Source organism: Shewanella sp. MSW (assembly GCF_007636515.1).
Classification (GTDB): domain Bacteria; phylum Pseudomonadota; class Gammaproteobacteria; order Enterobacterales; family Shewanellaceae; genus Shewanella; species Shewanella indica.
Genome location: NZ_LVDR01000004.1, coordinates 215554 through 234978 on the forward strand (window position 1 = coordinate 215554; position 19425 = coordinate 234978).

General features: G+C 52.6%; 17 protein-coding genes. 6 read left to right on the top strand and 11 right to left on the bottom strand.

What is annotated here, in order from left to right:
- Position 1: 1 nt before the first annotated feature.
- The 6 genes from AYI96_RS05900 to phhA all read right to left on the bottom strand — a co-directional run bounded on the left by AYI96_RS05900 (position 2) and on the right by phhA (position 7571).
- On the bottom strand, positions 2-2113 hold the full coding sequence (locus AYI96_RS05900) for a S8 family peptidase (RefSeq protein ID WP_144361193.1): 2112 nt from the start codon (positions 2111-2113) through the stop codon (positions 2-4).
- A gap of 460 nt (positions 2114-2573) precedes the next feature.
- Complete coding sequence (maiA, locus tag AYI96_RS05905) at positions 2574-3233, bottom strand: maleylacetoacetate isomerase (protein ID WP_144361241.1); 660 nt, start codon at positions 3231-3233, stop codon at positions 2574-2576.
- A 165-nt stretch (positions 3234-3398) separates the two neighbouring features.
- Entirely contained in the window at positions 3399-4388 is a 990-nt protein-coding gene (locus tag AYI96_RS05910) for a fumarylacetoacetate hydrolase family protein (RefSeq protein ID WP_144361194.1), read from the bottom strand.
- 261 nt (positions 4389-4649) lie between these two features.
- Positions 4650-6188, bottom strand: coding sequence for a transcriptional regulator TyrR (tyrR, locus tag AYI96_RS05915; protein ID WP_144361195.1), 1539 nt, complete (start codon positions 6186-6188; stop codon positions 4650-4652).
- Positions 6189-6386: 198 nt separating this feature from the next.
- Positions 6387-6725: a 4a-hydroxytetrahydrobiopterin dehydratase gene (locus tag AYI96_RS05920; RefSeq protein WP_025010903.1), complete on the bottom strand. Its 339-nt coding sequence runs from the start codon at positions 6723-6725 to the stop codon at positions 6387-6389.
- Between the two features lie 54 nt (positions 6726-6779).
- Positions 6780-7571 (bottom strand): phenylalanine 4-monooxygenase, encoded by a 792-nt coding sequence (gene phhA / locus AYI96_RS05925; RefSeq protein ID WP_039033780.1) that lies wholly within the window; start codon positions 7569-7571, stop codon positions 6780-6782.
- A gap of 286 nt (positions 7572-7857) precedes the next feature.
- Here phhA and galU point away from each other — a divergent pair, with 286 nt between their 5' ends.
- The 6 genes from galU (at position 7858) to AYI96_RS05955 (ending at position 14452) form a co-directional block, all read left to right on the top strand.
- Entirely contained in the window at positions 7858-8769 is a 912-nt protein-coding gene (galU, locus tag AYI96_RS05930; RefSeq protein ID WP_101095309.1) for a UTP--glucose-1-phosphate uridylyltransferase GalU, read from the top strand.
- On the top strand, positions 8766-9779 hold the full coding sequence (galE, locus tag AYI96_RS05935) for a UDP-glucose 4-epimerase GalE (RefSeq protein ID WP_144361196.1): 1014 nt from the start codon (positions 8766-8768) through the stop codon (positions 9777-9779). Before galU ends, galE begins: the two co-directional genes overlap by 4 nt.
- 2 nt (positions 9780-9781) lie before the next feature.
- Positions 9782-10261: a ferredoxin-type protein NapF gene (gene napF, locus AYI96_RS05940; protein WP_144361197.1), complete on the top strand. Its 480-nt coding sequence runs from the start codon at positions 9782-9784 to the stop codon at positions 10259-10261.
- Positions 10262-10375: 114 nt separating this feature from the next.
- Positions 10376-10780: a polymer-forming cytoskeletal protein gene (locus AYI96_RS05945; protein ID WP_039033777.1), complete on the top strand. Its 405-nt coding sequence runs from the start codon at positions 10376-10378 to the stop codon at positions 10778-10780.
- Between the two features lie 151 nt (positions 10781-10931).
- Positions 10932-11906, top strand: a complete 975-nt coding sequence (locus AYI96_RS05950) for a LysR family transcriptional regulator (RefSeq protein WP_039033776.1) — start codon at positions 10932-10934, stop codon at positions 11904-11906.
- 278 nt (positions 11907-12184) lie between these two features.
- Complete coding sequence (locus AYI96_RS05955; RefSeq protein ID WP_144361198.1) at positions 12185-14452, top strand: OmcA/MtrC family decaheme c-type cytochrome; 2268 nt, start codon at positions 12185-12187, stop codon at positions 14450-14452.
- A 106-nt stretch (positions 14453-14558) separates the two neighbouring features.
- Here the strand turns inward: AYI96_RS05955 and AYI96_RS05960 are convergent, their stop codons facing one another.
- From AYI96_RS05960 to AYI96_RS05980, 5 genes are all read right to left on the bottom strand, one after another.
- The gene (locus AYI96_RS05960) at positions 14559-15233 is read right to left on the bottom strand and encodes a DUF2982 domain-containing protein (RefSeq protein ID WP_039033774.1); all 675 of its coding nucleotides are present in this window, start codon (positions 15231-15233) and stop codon (positions 14559-14561) included.
- 68 nt (positions 15234-15301) lie between these two features.
- Positions 15302-16081 (bottom strand): YdcF family protein, encoded by a 780-nt coding sequence (locus AYI96_RS05965; protein ID WP_313954991.1) that lies wholly within the window; start codon positions 16079-16081, stop codon positions 15302-15304.
- Positions 16082-16277: 196 nt separating this feature from the next.
- Positions 16278-17180: a fructokinase gene (mak, locus tag AYI96_RS05970; protein ID WP_071476255.1), complete on the bottom strand. Its 903-nt coding sequence runs from the start codon at positions 17178-17180 to the stop codon at positions 16278-16280.
- 28 nt (positions 17181-17208) lie between these two features.
- Positions 17209-17970 carry a 3'(2'),5'-bisphosphate nucleotidase CysQ gene (cysQ, locus tag AYI96_RS05975; RefSeq protein ID WP_083399796.1) on the bottom strand — a complete coding sequence of 254 codons (762 nt, stop codon included), beginning with the start codon at positions 17968-17970 and terminating at the stop codon, positions 17209-17211.
- A 188-nt stretch (positions 17971-18158) separates the two neighbouring features.
- On the bottom strand, positions 18159-19412 hold the full coding sequence (locus tag AYI96_RS05980; protein ID WP_186300026.1) for an SDR family oxidoreductase: 1254 nt from the start codon (positions 19410-19412) through the stop codon (positions 18159-18161).
- Between the last annotated feature and the right edge of the window lie 13 nt (positions 19413-19425).

The window sequence follows — 19425 nt, forward strand, 5'->3', positions numbered from 1 at the left end:
CTTAAGAAGCGCTTACGGCTTGGTGACCATGGATACGTAAAGACCAGGACTTGAGTACTCCATTAGCCTCATTTTCCAATAGCTTTTCTTCTACATTCACCTTTCCTACTCGGAAAATATATCCCTGTTCGCCACTATTTACATCGATAACCTTCAAAGTCCAATTTCCTCTGGCATTTTCACCATAAAAAGCATTGGACAACATGGGAGTATTTGTATATCCAGAGTTTCGAGTGGGAACAAATCCATTATAGGGAGTCATAATAACGCTACGGGTACCCGAAGGTGAAATTAACTCAACAGCCAGATCAGCCAAACGCTTATGCTCTACCGTAAGATTAATTTGTACCCCTTCAACAATCCAATCTGAATCGAACTTCTGCACATCACTTACCCCCTCCAAGGAAGCATCCGGTATTGCCCCATTCAGTTCGGTACGAGACAAGTTATCACTTATCTGATATTCGCCTAAGTTCACCTTATAATTTCTAGCCATGGCAACAGCTTTACTGACATCAATGCGTCCGAAACCATAAAAATCATGGAATTTAAACCCAGCAGCATTGGTAAACCAAGCAGGCACAGCTTCATAAAGCTGACTAGCATCCGTATTTAAAGGAACTCTGATAGGCTGAATATTGGCATCTACCTGCTTGGACGTCATGGCCAGAATATGCCGGATATCACGCCAGGAGAGTGATGGATTGACACTCATTATCATGGCAATCGCACCACTGACATTCGGGGCTGCTGCCGATGTCCCGTTCATGGTAGAACGATAGTCACACTCAAGATTGAGTGGATGCTGGCCCCCATTAAAAGGGGTTCTGGGGCGCTCTTCGGTAACCGAACTGCCTTTGTCACAACCGGCTCTGTCCGTAGTCACAATTGCAGGGTTCTGAGTACCATACTCCCCCCCGGGAGCGTTAACAAAAACATTGGCCCCCACAGATGAATAACTGCTACGTTTACCATTTGCACTTCCTGCGCTGACCACAAGGTTATAGAGGTTGGTATTATTGGGAGACATGTTGGCATTGTGATAGGGTAATCCTTTATTGGCTGGCCTATTTTCACCTCTGGCTGTAAAGAAGTCTCTTGGTAATAGATATTCAGGTTGCCCTGTGGCGTTGTACCCCAAAAAATTATAATTATATCCATTACCGGCAGACTTGACGAAAATACTGCCCTTGCCATTAAAACTCTTGGTAGTCACCTGCTGATAAACTTCAAACTCATTTTCTCTCATTGAGCCCGGAATCATTGGTTGGTTTCCATAGCTTTGGTTAAACACCCTGGCTCGGTCGCTATAAGCACTTGCGCCATGGGACTTGGTGAAATTTTCAAAGGTTTGTACATTGCGGATCTCACGGCTAGGGTCGCTATCCAGGAAGTTAAAACCGATAAGCTTGGCTTCAGGTGCAACTCCCCGGCCACCTATACCATTCCACCCGGCAGCAGCAATGATTCCTGCAACCGAAGTCCCATGTGAAGCACTATTGGAAAATGGTGTCGGGTCAACTGTACCTGTGATTAGATTATAGGATCCGCCCGCGATCACATTGGCACTGAGATCCGGGTGACTGATCTCCAGACCATCATCTACCACAGCAACAATGACATCTTTACCGGTAACACCCGAGGCTATGGCATCGCTGACATTGATGTCTTCACCGAGCACACCACGGTTTCTGGCAAAGGCATTTTGGCCGGTGTTTTTCAAATGCCACTGATGTTGATACAAGGGATCGCCTCCCTTTATTCTCAAGGTTAATGCCGAAATAGATTCACTCTTGCCGTCACTGACTTTGAAGCGCACGACTTCTGTGCCTTCCAATGCATTTGTCTGATAGCTGAAACTCCCCTTGGCCGCATCATTGATGCTCAAAGTCCCGAACTTCACTTCGCCGGGATCCACTAACGAAAAGGTTATCCCTCCTTCGGCATCTCTTCCTTCCAGTTGTCCATTGAGGCGTACCGACTGACGAACGTCATAGGTTACATCTCGGCTTTCCGGAGGTGTATTAACCGGCTCAGGCGCTTTCTTGCTGTCGCTGCCACAACCCGCCAATAGGGCTGCAGCTATGCTCAGTGAAATAATCGACTTATGCATGCTTCTTTTCCTTTTGATAATAAAACGCCATACCGCCGAAAACTGGGTTTCAGAAGCAAATCTTTAATAGGTATGGCGTATTTTTTATTGTTATAGCTTAGCCAAAACAAGCATTAACATATGTATCATATGTAACAGCGAGTTCAATGGGAGAAAAACGACAAGCAGGAAAAATCCTACATACGATACGAGATGCGTTATTTTAAGCATGTTATAAAAGACTAAATAAAGAAATGATAAACCTATAAATCTAAAAATAATTTCCTGTATAAACCTAAACGAAAACGCAATAAAAACAGCATATTGTTTAAATAATTAGTTACAAATTGCCGGGAAGATTTTATTTTTAAAAGCCTGTTATTAACAGAAAGGTATCATTTTATAAGAAAGGTTTTTCAAGCGCTGGGAATTTTGGAGGTTATTTTATAGTCACCGCATAGATGACTATAAAATAATAAACCTACTGGGCATCATGTTGATTTTCAGGGGCAGCATCAATAAAGGCTGGCAGAATCAGGCACTCATCATTAATACGGCAAATGTTGGGGTATGGAGACAAGTCAATATTAAAACGCTTGGCATTATAAACCTGAGGAACCAGACAGATATCCACCAGGCTGACCTGGTCGCCGAAACAATACCGGCCCGAGTACTGCTGCAGCTGTTGCTCCAATGCACCAAAGCCCTGCTCGACCCAGTGGCGATACCAATCATTCTTGGCCGCATCATCCAACTTGAGCGTCCCGGTCAGATACTGCAACACTCGCAAGTTGTTCAAAGGATGTATCTCACAAGCAATACCCATCGCCATAGCCCTGACCAGCGCCCGCTGCTCAATATCACCCGGCAACAGCGCCTCACCGCCAAAGGCTTCATCCAGATATTCAATGATCGCCAGCGATTGGGACAGCACCAACTCGGCGCGCTCGTCGTTGTCATCCGTCACCACCAAAGCCGGCACCAACTCCTGCGGGTTTAGCGCCTTGAAAGCGGCCTGATGCTGCTCGCCGCCATTGCGCACCAGATGAACCGAGAGCTGCTCGGCGCAAAGCCCCTTGAGGTTGAGCGCAATCCGCACCCGATAAGCGGCGCTGGAGCGCCAGTAACCATATAATTTCAACATAAGTTGTTCTCCCAAAGCTCGCTAACCTTAGATTGCGACTCTGCCCTGGTGATGTTTTATCCAAAGCCTTAACGCTGACACATTCGAAGGCAATACCAAGCCGGTATTAAAACCAACGGGGCTTCATCTTTATTGAGAGCCCCGTTTTGTTATCAAGTTATTTTACTCGGCTATATACTCAACTACCTGCTGATCTATCGTGCCGAAGATGCTGTGCCCGGCATCATCCAGCATTTCGATTCTGACCCTGTCTCCAAAGCCCATAAATGGCGTCACCGCCTTGCCCTCGGCAATCACTTCCAGCATGCGCTTTTCGGCCAAACAGCTGGAACCTGCGCTTCTGTCATAGTTGGAAATGGTGCCCGAACCTATGATGGCACCGGCGCCCAGGGGGCGAGTCTTGGTGACATGGGCGATCAGCTCGGCAAAGTTGAAGGTCATATCCACCCCGGCATTGGGCTTGCCGAACAGTTCGTTGTTGAGATGGGTGATCAGCGGCAGATGAACCCGGGTATCCTGCCATTTATCTCCCAGCTCATCCGGTGTGATTGCCACCGGTGAGAAACTGCTGGAAGGTTTGGACTGGAAAAAGCCAAAGCCCTTGGCCAGCTCGGCCGGGATCAGGTTACGCAGCGACACATCGTTAACCAACATCAACAGCTTGATATGAGAGGCGGCGTTTTCAGCGCTCACCCCCATGGGCACATCATCTGTGACCACGGCAATTTCCGACTCGAAATCTATGCCCCAATCTTCGCTTGCCAGCGGGATATTGGCTCTGGGAGCGATAAAACTGTCTGAACCGCCCTGATAGACCAAGGGATCTGTCCAGAAAGACTCCGGCATTTCGGCGCCGCGGGCCTTGCGCACCAGCTCAACATGATTGACATAAGCGCTGCCGTCGGCCCACTGGTAAGCGCGGGGAAAAGGTGACAAACAACGGCTCTCGTCAAAATCCTGGGTGTTATCCAACATGCCGGCATTCAGGGCATCGGAAAGCTCTCTGAGCTGAGGTTCCAGCAGTGACCAACTGTCGAGCAATTGCTGCATGGTCTGAGCTATGGCGGGAACAGCCACTGTCTGCTTCAAATCTCGACTGACCAACATGAGTTGACCATCGCGGCGTCCATTGTCATATGTCGCTAATTTCATACCTGCTCCTTCCTGTCTCTGTCCGGATTAATGGTTTTCATCAGGCAATCTGCCCGGCTCAATCCGTTTCTGTTATCCCGCCAGTAATACCTCATGCCGCGGGCAATGAAAACTCTGTGACTCACTTCACATTTAACCGCTTTGAGAACGGGTTTGTAAACTTTCACTGACACTTATCACCAGCAAGCGCCGGCAAAGGCTTTGCGTTCAAGGAATGGCTAAATATCAGCCATTCCGGCGGCAAATCCGCTTTACAGGGTTTCAGCGCTTCTTGCTGATCTCATATTCCCTGAGTTTATTGGCAATGGCGGTGTGGGATACCCCCAACTTTTTCGCCAATTGGCGGGTACTGGGGTACGCCGGATAGAGACGCCGCAGCAAACCGGCTTCAAACTGCTTCATGGCCTGATCCAAGGTGCCTTCAAACTCCTTGTCGAAATAGCCAAATCCTTCGGCATAGGAAGGCAGTTTCAACTGTTCTATAGTCAATTCGGCCGAACCGTCCCACATGGATACCGCTCTGAACACGGCGTTTTTCAGTTGCCGCACGTTACCGGGCCAGGCATAGGTCAACAGGTGATCGCGGCAGGACGCCGAGATCCGCCGCACCGGGCTGGAAAGCTGCTGGCTGTAGTGTTCAAGGAACATTTCCGTCAGCGGGATAATATCGACCCTGCGTTCACGCAGCGCCGGCATATGGAAACTCAGTACATGAATTCGGTAGTAGAGATCTTCACGGAACTCGCCGGTCTGACACAGCTCCGCCAAATTCTTCTGAGTCGAACAGATGATACGGACATCGGCGCGCACCTCTACATCACCGCCGATACGGCGGAAGCTGCCATCCTGCAGTAAACGCAACAATTTGACCTGAGCGGCCTTGGACATCTCGGCTATTTCATCGAGGAAGACGGTGCCGCCCTTGGCCTCTTCGAAGAAACCCCGTTTAACCACTTCTCCGTTGCTGACATAACCAAACAGCTCCTCTTCCGCGGCGCTGTCGGGCATGGCGGCGCAGTTGATGGCGATAAAGGGTTTCTCCCTTCGCATGCTGGCATCGTGACAGGCTCTGGCCATCAGCTCTTTGCCTGTGCCGGTTTCCCCAGTGATCAACAAAGGCGCATCCAGCTGCGCCATACGCTTGGCTTGCTTGAGTACCTCTTTCATCTTGTCGCTGACGGCCAGCACTGAATCGAAGCCGCTGCTCTGGCTCTGCAGCGCGTTGAACTGTTTGCCCACCCGTGCTGGCGACTTGAGTGCCACCACGGCGCCGGCGAGAATACTCTCGTCGTTTTCATCCGGCAGATAGATAGGCAGCATTTCGGCCAGATACTCGTTGCTGCCAATAGCAACCCGGGTAGCCTGCGCCAACACCTTGGGCTCACTGAGCCAGCGACCAAAATTAAAACCTTGCACCCAGTGATTGAGGGATTCATCTATTACTTCATGTTCGGCCATTTCCAGAATAAGCAAGGCGGACTCGTTGACGATACGAATTCGCCCCTTTCCGTCGAGGGAGAACACGGCATCCGGCAGGGTTTTCAAGAGGGTTTTTAGGGCGTAATGCTCCTGCTCCGAGGGCATAAAGGAAACGGTTCTGACGTCGTGCACCCCTTCCACCTTACGGATTTGGGGCATCAACTCACTCAAGGTCTCAAAGCCGACCTCGGCAAACTGCAAATATAAGAATCCCTTGTTACTGGCGTCGATAGCGATAAGGTTAATCCCGTATCGCTCCAGCACCATTAAAATATCCTTGGCTAAACCAACGCGATCCTGACAACTGACTTCCAAGCGCATAACTGTCATTCCCTTTTATAATTCAGATTTTTTGGGATTATCGCCTGCATGAAGAGGTCTGCAAGCGATGTAAAAATGCGCCCTATACGTTAGAAGGTTCTGACACAAGTGGCAAGCTCGCTTTACAGCAGATTTGTAACAAAGGGAAAGGATTCAGTGTGAAGATACAATCAACACACTGAATATATTAGGAAAAGATTAATCCAGCAACTGGTCTGTCTTGGCAGCCATGATAAAGTCGTTACGGTGCAACCCCTTAATGGAATGCGACCACCAGGTCACAGTCACCTTGCCCCATTCAGTCAGGATCCCCGGGTGGTGAAACTCTTCTTCAGCCAAGTCCGCCAGCTTATTGCTAAAGGCCATCGCCTGCCGGAAATTTTTAAACTTGTAAACCCGCTCCAGCTGCATGATGCCATCGCGCACCTGCACGCCCCAATCCGGGATCATCCGAATAAGCTCGGCAAGCTCGGCATCTGTCACCTTGGGAGCATCGGCGCGGCATGCTTCGCACTTCATATTGGCCAGTTCAGTCATAACATCTCCTTGAAAGTGGCCTGCACTTTTGCACACAGGCCATTACCGCCAGTATCAGCTGGCTTTGGGTTGAAATTTGGGGGTAAAGAGTCCCAATCGTTTGGCTTGAGTAACCGCCTTCATAATGTCCATGCGGGCGATTTCATCCAGAAAATCTATATGCTCTATCTCGTAATAGATGGGCTGCATAATGTCTATCCGATAGGGAGTGCGCAACACATCCAGCAGTTCAAAAGGTCTGCGCTCCGGAGTGTCACTGAAGGCGTACAGCGTCTCGCCCGGCGAGCTCAAAATGCCGCCACCGTATATTCTCAAGCCGTCGGTCTGGGTACGCAGCAAACCAAACTCCACGGTAAACCAGTAAAGACGCGCCAAAAAGACCCTGTCTTCCTTGCTGGCATCAAGCCCCAACTGACCGTAAATATGGGAGAAATGAGCAAAGGCCGGGTTGGTCAGCAAGGGACAATGACCGAAAATCTCATGAAAGATATCCGGCTCCTGCAGGTAATCAAACTCCTCCCTGCTGCGGATAAAAGTTGCCACCGGAAACTCCTTGTTGGCCAGGAGTTCAAAGAAGCGCCCGAATGAAATAAGCGCCGGCACCGCCGCCGTCTTCCAACCCGTAGTGTCCTGCAACACGGCATCCAGCTCTCCCAGTTGCGGGATCCTGTCTTTGGGCAAGTCCAACGCCTTGAGTCCCTGCATGTATTCATCGCAGGCGCGACCGGGCAAGTTGTGTTCCTGGCGGGAATACAACTCCTGCCAGATGGCGTGTTCATCTTGCGGGTAATCTATTCGGCCATCACTGCCTGGATGACGTGCCACATATTGAGTTGCTTTACTCATAGTCCATACTCACTGCCTGAATCGTTTCTGATTTCATGTTCACTCAAGGGCGAACTTTTGTTAACCAGCTCACACTTTATTTCCGGAGGCTAGTGATGAAAATTTGTAAAGAATGGGTTACAAAATAGTATTTAGCTCGGTAAGCTCAGTAGCTTGCTCTTGCAGCCCAGGCAGAATTTTTTGCAAGTTTCCAGCAAAATAAGCCCTTTTTGCAAATGGCTTTTCAGTTTTACTGCATTACAATAGGGGCTGATTTATCCCGAGCACCCAAGGTATCTGAATGCCGATAAAATCAACCACCATCCGCAAGGCGGTGATCCCCGTTGCGGGTCTTGGCACCCGTATGCTGCCGGCCACCAAGGCGATTCCCAAAGAGATGCTGCCGGTAGTAGATAAACCCTTGATTCAATATGTAGTCAGCGAAGCGATTGCCGCCGGCATCAAGGAGATCGTGCTGGTCACCCACGCCAGCAAAAACTCCATTGAAAACCACTTCGATACCAGTTTTGAACTGGAAGCCCAGCTAGAGCGCCGGGTAAAGCGGCAACTGCTCAATGAAGTGCAGTCCATCTGCCCGCAAAATGTCACTGTTATCAGCGTCCGCCAGGCTCAGGCCAAAGGGCTGGGGCATGCCATTCTCTGTGCCCGTCCGGTAGTAGGTGATGAGCCCTTCGCCGTGCTGCTACCGGATGTATTAGTAGACGATGCCGCCAGCGATCTTTCCCGCGATAACCTGGCCGAAATGGTCAGCCTGTTCGACCAAACAGGAACCGGGCAGATAATGGTCGAAGGTGTACCGCACGAGAAGGTAGACCAATACGGAATAGCCGATGTCAACGGCCACGATCTTAAGCCGGGCGAATCCCAGCCGCTGATCAAACTGGTTGAAAAACCGGATGTCGACGAAGCCCCCTCTAACTTGGCTGTAGTGGGCCGCTATGTGCTGCCTGCCGCCATTTGGCCCTTGCTAGGCAAAACACCGGCCGGTGCCGGTGATGAAATCCAGCTTACTGATGCCATTGCCATGCTGATGCAAAGCCAGCAGGTCAACGCTTACTATATGCGTGGCAAGAGCCATGACTGTGGCAACAAGCTTGGCTATATGCAAGCAACGGTAGAGCATGCATTGCGCCATCCCGAGCTTGGCAGTGAATTTGCAGCCTATCTGGGCGATTTAATAAAAGGATGTAAAGCATGACAATTTTGGTCACCGGCGGTGCCGGTTATATTGGCACCCACACTCTGGTCGAACTCTTGGCCGCGGGCAAAGAGGTTGTGGTAATAGACAACCTGAGCAACTCAAGTGTTGAAGCCCTGGCCAGAGTCGAAGAGATCAGCGGCAAGAGCGTACTCTTTTATCAGGGTGATATCCTCAACAAGGCATTCCTGCAGAAAGTCTTCAGCGACCACAGCTTCGAAGCCGTGATTCACTTCGCCGGCCTCAAGGCAGTGGGTGAATCGGTCGCCCAACCGCTGAGATACTATGAAAACAATGTCACCGGCACCCTTATTCTGTGTCAGGTGATGAAAGAATATGGCGTTCGCAACCTGGTATTCAGTTCATCGGCCACTGTTTACGGCGATCCCGCCAGTCTGCCGATCACCGAAACTTTTCCCACATCGGCCACCAACCCCTATGGTCAATCCAAACTGATGGTGGAACATATTCTGGCGGATTTAGCCGCGGCCGAACCCAACTGGAATATCGCCCGCTTGCGTTACTTCAACCCGGTTGGCGCCCACAAGAGCGGCCGTATCGGTGAAGATCCCAACGATATCCCAAATAACCTGATGCCATTTATCGCCCAGGTTGCCGTCGGCAAGCGTGATAAACTCAGCGTCTTCGGCAATGACTACCCCACAGTAGACGGCACAGGTGTGCGCGACTATATCCACGTGGTTGACCTGGCCATAGGTCACCTCAAGGCTCTGGACAAGCTCGCCACCAATCCAGGTCTGGTCACCTATAATCTGGGAACCGGCCAGGGCTACAGTGTACTTGAGATGGTCAAAGCCTTTGAGAAAGCCTGTAACAAGGCGATCCCCTTTGAGTTTGCCCCGCGTCGTCCCGGCGATATCGCCGCCTGTTATGCTGATCCCGCCCATGCTGCCAAAGAGCTGGGCTGGAAGGCTGAGCACAGCCTGCAGGATATGGCCGACTCCAGCTGGAACTGGCAATCCAACAACCCTAACGGTTACAAGGGTTAGTCATGGATCTTTCCCGCAGACGCCTGTTCAGTCGCCGCAAGAGTGATCTGGTTCGGCCGCCCTGGAGCAAGCCGGAGGCGGAATTTACCGACGCCTGCACCCGCTGCGGCGCCTGTGTGGATGCCTGCGAGACTCAAGTGCTTATCAAGGGGGATGGCGGCTTTCCGGAGCTTGACTTTCAGCGCGCCGAATGCAGCTTTTGTCAGGCCTGTGTCACCAGCTGTGAACAGCCGGCATTCAGGCCTCTCATCGAAGCGCCTTGGCGGCTCATTGCCCAATTTGCCGACAGCTGCCTCGCTCGCCAGGGTATTGTCTGCCAAAGCTGCAAGGATGCCTGCGACGAACGGGCGATCCGCTTTCCGCCCCTTTTAGGGGCTACCGCCCTGCCGGTACTGGATGCTGAGCGCTGTAGTGGCTGCGGCGCCTGCGTTGCCCCCTGCCCCGCCTCTGCCATCAAGCTACGAGAGCCAAACCCCGACTGACGCTCTGCCGGAAGCCAAAAATCTGACTCCCACAGCGCCAAATATTAGTGGTTTTGTTACTTTGTGATAACAGGTAATATCGAGTTTCCCCTGATAAAACCACTAAAAAGTACTATGTTTGGTAAAAACAAAAAAACGGCAGGGCTCACCTATATTGCCCAGGGTAGCAAGATTACCGGCGAGAGCCACTTCGATGACGAGACCCTGGTCGGCGGCGCCATCTATGGAAAAGTAACAGCTGAAAATAAGCTGATCATCGAAGCCAACGGCCTGATTGATGGCGAACTTAACTGCCAGGAACTCAAGGTTTCCGGGCTATTTCGCGGTAAACTCCACTGTGAGAAATTAACTATCTGCGGTACCGGTACGGTCGAGGGAGAAGTCGCCAGTAAATCAATGGAGATCTTCGAAGGTGGTCAATTTATCGGTATCAGAGTCAAAGACGAGGTTAACTTGCTTAAAGAGCTTGGCGATGATAATCCCCCTATGACTGAACTTAAGCTCCAAGCTCAAGAGTAGTGATCAAAAAAGCACACAAACATGACTTTTGTCACATTTTAATCACAATAAATTCGAAAAGCGCACTGAATTGTGCTCAGTCACAGTAATCATATTTGTGCTGGTCTAGCATCTATCTCCAAAGAGGTATAAATCCATAGGATGGATGCTAATGTCGAGTCGATTATTGAAACAGCTGTGTGAGCTGGATATCTTTACCCTCATGGTGTTCAAGAACATCTATGAAACAGGGCACGCCAACTGTACAGCGCGAGAATTGGCAGTGTCTGCCCCTAAAATAAGCCGCTGCCTGGCGGCACTGAGATTAGCCTTTGACGACGAGCTTTTCTATCGCCGTCAGCAACAACTCAAGCCTACACCTCTGGCGGAGAATCTATACCAACCGGTTTGCGATTTCATCCATTCAGTGCACCGCCTGGAACAGCAAGTTCATCAGAGCCGCTTGCCTTCAAGCGATATCTGTATTCATGTAGCCGTAGCGCATGGCTTGCTTTCCTCGCTGGCGATGAAACTGGGACAGACGAACATTCAGCAGCAGTTGGGCCAGATCAGACTCTACCCCTGGCAAGATGATTCAGCAGAAAAAATTCACCGTGGACAATTAGACTTAGGGGTCTGTCTGGAGCACCCCGAGCAGTTGGATCTCATTCTGAGTTCGCTTGGGCAAACCATGGGTGTGTGTGTTGTCAGCCGAGAGGATCATCCGCTGTGGCAAAAATCACCGGCTATCACCCTCGAAGATATCAGCCAATATACTTTCGTTTACTTGACCATCAAGGGCTTCAACGAGCGCATGGATCCCATGGAACTCTTCTGTCAGCAAGAAGGCATTCCCCTATCCCAAGTGCATGCCGTACACGACAGGGAAGAATGGCATGCTCATCTATTGACCATGAGCAGTGTAGCCTTCAGCACCCCCAATGAAATGGCGCTTATTGAAGGCATGCCGGGTTTGCGGGTGCAACATCTGCCCGAGACCGAAGTGGCTAAACTCCACCGGGCATTTTCGCTGCCAAGCTACTCCTTGGTAGAAAAGGCCCCCAGCTATCGCCGTTACTCCGAACAACAAAGAAAACTGTTGTTGAATCTGGTCACTCAAGAACTCTACCCCAAGGCTGAATATTGAGAACTGATTGATCACCTGGCATCTTTGCGACCTTCAGAATTAGCCCATTCTCCTATTTGTCCAGAACTATCTGCTACTTATAGCCAGCTTCAGCTTGTCACTCTGCGCATTCGGTAATTTCAAAAACTGAAATTACCGATTTCGCCACCCGTTATTTCTTTATCAATTTCTTAACTCATATTTCACAAATAAAACAATAAGTCAAAACTACCACTTTGGATGTATGTATATTCAAATGACTGCACAGGCAGTACCCATAATTTGAATAAAGGGACGCAATGATGAAAAAACACAATAAGTCATTACTGGCGCTGGCTCTGACCAGTCTATTGTGCCTTACCGCATGCGGGGACGGTGAGGACGGAAAAGACGGAGCCCCCGGTGAACCTGGCATACCAGGCGAACCCGGACAGCCAGGAGCCCCCGCAGGTTCAAGTACTTCCACCATTATCAGTGCCGGCGATGTCAGTTTCGAGATAGTGCCGGCCGACAACACACTGGCAGGCGGCGAAACCTTCGCCCTCAAGTTCAAGACCTCGGCCACCAACGGCTCAGGGGAGCGAGTCCCACTGACGGGCCTGGATCAAGTCGCCCTCTACTCTATTACCGCCATGAGCAATAGTTCCGGCAGCGGTGCGCCGCTGCAATGGGTCAATAATGCCACGGCTCAGGAACTGGGCAGCTCCATGTACTGCACCCTGGATGGCACCTATAGCTCCAGGGGTCAAACTGGCGATGCCTGTCTTCTGGTTGAAGATCCGGCCGAGCCAGGTACCTATACCGGCACTTGGGCACATGATGGAGTCGCTCCCATCATGAATGCCAATGACAACCTCAGCGCACCTCATCGCTTGTTCCTGCGCGCCTATAACCTCAAGGATGCCAGCGGCGCAGCCATAGCAGACAAGGTGCTCTCTACGCCGCTGGATTATATTCCGGCATCCGGCGAGCTGGTTGAAGCCACAGGTAAGGATACGGTAACAGATACCGCCTGTATTGCCTGCCACAGTGAAGTCGAAGGCCGCATCGCCAAGATAAACGCGCACCACAACTACCAAAGCACTGAGAAGTGCGTTGCCTGCCACAACCCGGCTCTGGTACCTAACGAAGCCCAAAAAGCCGAAGGTTGGGTATTTGATTTCGGCCCTATGGTTCACAGGCTGCATGCCGGCCATCACATCGCAGGTTTCCTCTCCGGTGAAGCCAAAGAGTACTTCGGTGAAATAGGCTTCCCGGCAGAACTTAACAACTGCGCCAGTTGCCACAACAACGGTGACTCCTGGAACGCCAATATCTACCGCGAAGCCTGTGTCGGTTGCCATATCAATGTTAACTTTGAAACCGGCGTAGGCCACTCTGACTTCAACCTGGCTCAGGCCGACGACAGCCAGTGTCAGTCTTGCCATGGCAGCGGAGCACTTAGCCCAGTGCAAGCTCATAAAGTGGGTAAACGGGCTGAATATGCCGAGCTGTTGACCGTTGAGTTCACCTCGGCCACTGCGGCGGCTTCCACCACAGCGGGCAATAAACTGGTTACCATCACTGCTAATGTCAGCTTCAATGGTCAACCACTGACAGATGCAGCTCAACTGGCGGTGCTCAACAAAGACGCCACTCTGATAGGCAATGTGGATGCCAGAGGCGAAGTCACCCGCTGGGGCAGCAGGCCAGGTCTTGCCAGCGGCAGCGCCGCCAATGGTGTGCTGACCCTGACTACTGATGTTCCGGAAGCTCAGGCAATGGGCACCATTTACGTCGGTACCGAGGCCAACTTCTGTGTCGATAACTCAGGTAAGATAGCCGCCTGTGCCGAAGGCATGCCCTTCGATACCGGTAATCCAATTGGCGCCACTTCAAGCGTTAAGTTCTATAACCTAGATGGTGGTGATGCTGTCACAGCCCGCTTTGCCATTGCAGAGCGGATGAGCGCCAGCGAAGCCAAGTGTAATGCCTGTCACGGCACCCTGGACTATATCAAGGGCTACCGCCACGGCACCTACACCTTTGATCAGTGTATGGACTGCCATAACAACAGCTATTACGGCTCCTATCACGGCACCTCCGAGTACAACACGGGTAATCTGGATGCCGATGGCAAGCCGATATTTGCCGAAGTCCCCGGACTCCTGTATGCCAACCGCGATCTGATGACAGTTGCCCACCGTTTCCACAGTGGTAACTGGGGTGAAGCTGCCATCTTCCGTGACGCTTCAGGCGAGCTGCACGGTTATCCTGCTGTGGAAACCGAGTGTGCAGCCTGCCACAAAGACGACACACCGCTGTTTGCCGCCGATGGTGGCCTGACATCCGCCAAGCGTGGGATCAAGATTTCAGCTACCGAGTATATCTCTCCCGTTGCCGAATCCTGCCGTACCTGTCACGCTCACTCTGACGCGGCCGCTCTGGCCCACTTCAAGAGCAATGGTGCCTTCGTTGCCGGTGATGCTGCCACAGACGCCAACCTGCCGGTTGAATCCTGTGCCACCTGTCACGCCGAAGGCAAAACCTATGGCGTAGATAAGGTACACGCAGGGGGTGCTCACTAGTACCGTACCTTGAGGGCTGTCCCTGCAAGGCCCTCCCTCAACTCTGCAACAACAAGGGGACCCACTTGGGTCCCCTTATCTTTCCTTATCCAACTTAAGCCATAACTTACAACTCTGTAGCCGACATCCTCTGCTGCCACAGCTGTCGCAGTTTACGAACAAAGCTCTCCGGCGGTTGATCCAATGCGTCCACGGGAATATAGAGGTGATAACCCAAGTACTTGTCCAGCGTCAGGCAACGGCGGCCAAACATGGCCAATACGCCTCTGTAACGCTCATCATTGACCGTAAGAGGTTCAAACTCGGCGCTGAGTGCCGCTTCAAGTGTCTGCAGCTCTTCATCCTGGGCGGCAGCTGTCATCAGCAAGGGCCGCTGCTCCGACAAAAGCCCGGTCGCCAACCTGGGTGAAATGGCATCCAGCAGTGGATTGATACGTTTGAGCTTGAGCCCGACATAGGGCAGCGTCAGTTGCTCCATGCCTTGGGTGACTCTGGGCTGATCCAGCCGCTGAATATTATCCCAGGCCACAAACAAGCTACCGCGGCGATGGAAGAATCTCAGCCCTTCAGCGCTGAATTCAAGACTGACATGGGGCTCGAGCTGCTTGGCAATGCCCAGCACCAAAGACACGGCCCCAAGGGCAAAACACACTATGCCCGGGGCAAACATCCAGGGCCAACCGATAAACAACACCAACCCCAGGACTATGCCCAGCCCTCCAGCCAGAGTCAGTGTAATGCCATTGCGCTTACTGCCCGGCCTTATTGTGATAGTTTCCATAACGCTTTCGCTCTATTGCCAGCGGCTTATCAGCCGTTTATTCATTCTATAACCAGGGCAAGAAGCCATTAGCGGCCGCTGATAGTCAACCAGGCCAATCCCAGATATTCGTGCAACGCCTTTTGTGAATCATCCAGATTGGATGTGGTCAGGCGCCACCAGTGATCGCGCCTAAGCAGAAAGTCAGTCGGTGCCGCCTGAGGTTCAAGCCCGGTCGAGCGGAATATTCGCATCGCCCTTGGCATATGGCTGGCGGAGGTGACCAGGATCAGTTGTCTGCCACCCAAGGCATCTATCCCTTTATCATCAGCGCCGGCACCGAAGGCCTGCCGCAGCGCCTGGGCTTCTTCTATGGTATCGCGAGCCGAATCCAACATTAAAACTCGCGATGGCTCGGCCCCCAACTCGATGGCGGCCTCGGCCATACGCCGGGCATGACTCTGCTGCTCAAGACCGCCGCTCCAACCACTGACCGCCAACAGGCAATCTTTGCTGTTGGCCGCCTTGAGTTGCGCCACCCCTTCACTGAGACGCTCAAGCGCCGTTGCCGACAACATATGTCGCGCGAGTCCGCCAACCTCATCATCATGGCCCGAACCCAGCACCATCACCACACAGGAGCGCGCCGGCGCTGCGGTATAAAGTGGATACTGACGCTCAAGCCCGGCAAGCAGTGTATTGCTGCCGATAGAGCTGGAAAGCAGTAGCACCCAAGTGATGGCAAAAACCACCAGGGCGCGCGCTACACCCGGCCTGCGACGGATATAAAAACAGGCAAGCAGCAGAGTGACCAAGGTTAGAGGGATGGGCATAAAGAATTGAGAGAGGATTTTTTTCAGCCAGAACACGCTTGATATCCGAAGGTTGGCAAAAGTAGCCATAGCTTACAGAAGCGTTACTCGGCTGACCAGTGATTGGCGAAGGGCTATTGACTCACTTGCCCCAATACATGTTCGAGCGCTTTTCACTTTTGTCTAAAGTGCCTAGAGTGTCTAAAGTGTCTCAGTCGAATACCTGTAACACGGCCCGGGCACCTCGCCAAACTCAGTCCTGGCCCCACAGCCAAGCGGCGCCGCGTACCCCGGAGGAGCAGCCGTAGTGATTGGGCAACACAGGAGTTCGGCACTCGCCGCCGACCACATAGCGCTTGAGTCTATCCGGCAATGCCGGATAGATGGCCTGCACATTGGACATACCGCCGCCGAGTACTATGGCGTCCGGATCCAGCAGATTGATCACATGGGCCAGAGAGCGGGCCAGACGGTCGAGATAGCGCTCAAAGGCCGCGCCGGCCTCGGCATCCCCCTGCTCCAGCAATGCCATCACCTCGGCGCCTGAGCTGAGCTGCGCACCGGCAGCCTGGTTATAGTCGCGGACAAACCCGGTTCCCGAAATAAAGGTTTCGATGCAGTCGTGCTTGCCGCAAAAACACTCAGTGCTGTTGAACTCCTCGGCGCGTATCCAGGGCAAGGGATTATGGCCCCATTCACCGCCTATACCATTGCCGCCCTGATGTACCCTGCCATTGATGGCAATGCCGGCACCGCAGCCTGTACCTATGATCACCCCGAACACCACCTCTTTGCCTGCGGCGGCGCCATCCACCGCCTCGGAGACCGCAAAACAGTTGGCATCATTGGCAACCCGCACTTTGCGCCCCAGACGCTGCTCGAGATCTCTATCGAGCGGATGACCATTTAACCAGGTGGAGTTGGCGTTTTTCACCAAACCGGAAAAGGGTGAGATCACCCCGGGAATGCCAATACCCACAGTTCCTGTCATTTCCAGCTGCGTCTCGGCTTCATCGACCAAGGCACAGATGGCCTCAAGGGTCGCCTGATAGTCTCTGGGGGTGGCAATTCGCTTGCGAAACAGCTCACTCCCGGAATCACCCAGAGCCACCAATTCAATTTTAGTGCCGCCCAAATCAACGCCGATACGCATCATGCTTTCAACTCCGGTGTTTGTATCTGCTTTAATCGCACGGCCAATCGGCGCTGTATGCGATAAACCAAGGATTGAGGATAGTTTCTTTTTGGTTATATTTTAAGTTGTTGCCTGCTGGATATTCCAAAACTCGGCCACCGGCACTCTCAAGCACGGCCTGAGCCGCCGCCGTGTCCCATTCACTGGTAGGGCCCAATCTGGGGTAGATGTCCGCCTTGCCCTCAGCAAGCAGGCAGAATTTGAGTGATGAGCCGACACTCTTCATTTCGTGCTCACCGAGCTGCTGCAGATACTCGCCAAGCCCCGGGCTCGAGTGCGAGCGACTGCCGACAATCACAGGAACCTGGCGCTTAACTCCGGCCCTGGCATTCAATTCCACCCGCTGGTATCCAGCCGCATTTGGGGTCTCACGCCAGGCACCAAGTCCCAGTGCGCCCAAATAGCACACGGCTGTGGCGGGCACATAGACAACACCTGCGACCGCCTGGCCTCGGTGAATAAGCGCAATGTTGACGGTAAATTCACCGTTGCCCTTGATAAACTCCTTGGTGCCGTCGAGTGGGTCGATAAGCCAATAGGTTTCCCATCCCCGCCGCTGCGCCCAGGGGATATCCGCCGCTTCTTCCGACATCTGTGGCCAGGCTGGAAACTCACGCGCCAGCGCCTGTTGCAACACGGCGTGACTGGCAAGATCGGCAGCCGTGACCGGACTGTCATCGGCCTTGTGCTCAATCGCCAGTTCGCCGCCCTGATAGTAGTGCATTATCGCCTCACCGGCGGCGCGGGCCATCTCGGTCAAGAGTGTCAGCTGCTTGGCATCAAGCAAGGTCTTGGGGGGATTATTCGACAAGGTTTCATCCTTTGGATCAACAAGATAGTTTATTATGCCAGCCACCCGGCTTTGGTGGGTATAACCTTTAGCTACTGGTTATAATCTACAGCCGGTTTTGCCTTACTTTTCATCCTGTTTAACCCCATTCAATCCAAGGAAGGTGCACCAAGCCCCGAAAGCATCAGCGCCAGCTGCGCCTGCCAGGAAAGCCAGATGGGTGATGGATAGTCTTTTGGCAAATAGCAGCGAAATGCCGAAGGCATGGCCGCCATGGCATCTTTGAGAGCGCTTGAGTCGAGCGCCGAATACGCCGGGCGCGGCGCCTGCGCTCGATTCAATAAGGCGCCGTACTCTGCTGTGCTGACAGGCGTTATCCGGCACCCTGGCGTTATTGGCGCCGGGTTTGGTTGAGCATGTAATGTAGCTTGAGATTGCAACGCGGCCTGAGATTGCAACGCGGTTTGCAATGGCACCGCCGCCTGAGAGCTTGGCGCTGAATTGCACTGCTGCTTGGCAATTTGCTCGGCTATCTCTTTGGTGAAAAGATACCAGCTGCACTGCCCCGTTGCTGCGTAATGAAAGCAGCCGCTCAGCACCGCGGACTTCTCTGGCTTAAGATGAAACCAGATGAGCAACTGCCAGATAAGCCGCGCCAACGCCTCGGCCCAGGTTGGCGTGCCGATCTGATCCGCCACTACCTTGAGCTCCGGACGCCCGGTCAGCAATCGCCGCATGGTCAACACAAAGTTGCTGCCAAAACGGCTGTAAAGCCAAGAGGTTCTCAGCACCAGGGCGCCGGGATTGGCCTTAAGCAAGCGCTGCTCGCCGGCGAGCTTGCTCTGACCGTACAGGCTCAACGGCTCGCAAACATCACTCTCGGTCAAGGCTCTGGGCGCATTCCCGAGCATATTGGCCGCTGCATTTCCAGAAACGTTTCCAAGAGCATTTCCCAAATCCTTCCCGAAGACATTCCCGAAGACATAGTCGCTCGAAATATGGATAAGCCAAGCACTCTGTTGCCGGCACCAGATAGCCAAACGCTCCGGCGCTTCGGCATTAAGCGCCATCGCGGCAGCCATATCCTGCTCGGCCGCATCCACGGCGTTGTAGGCGGCGCAGTTGATTATCACATCAGCATTGATTTCACTGAGCCGCTCAGGCAAATCTGCCGAGGTTAAATCCAGCTGCTGATGCCCGAGCGCCACAATTTCAATTGCGCTGCCAGGTGCTACAGCACTGCGGGGCTCTACAGCACTGCCGGGCACCAGGCTTACCTCAGGTATCTTCATTCGCAGCCTGGAAGGCGAAAACTCGGGTAACCAAGGTAAGTTCGCCAGCAGCGCCTGTCCGAGCTGACCATGAGCGCCGGTGATCAATATTCGGGTAGTCTTGGCTGTCACGATTCGGAATTCA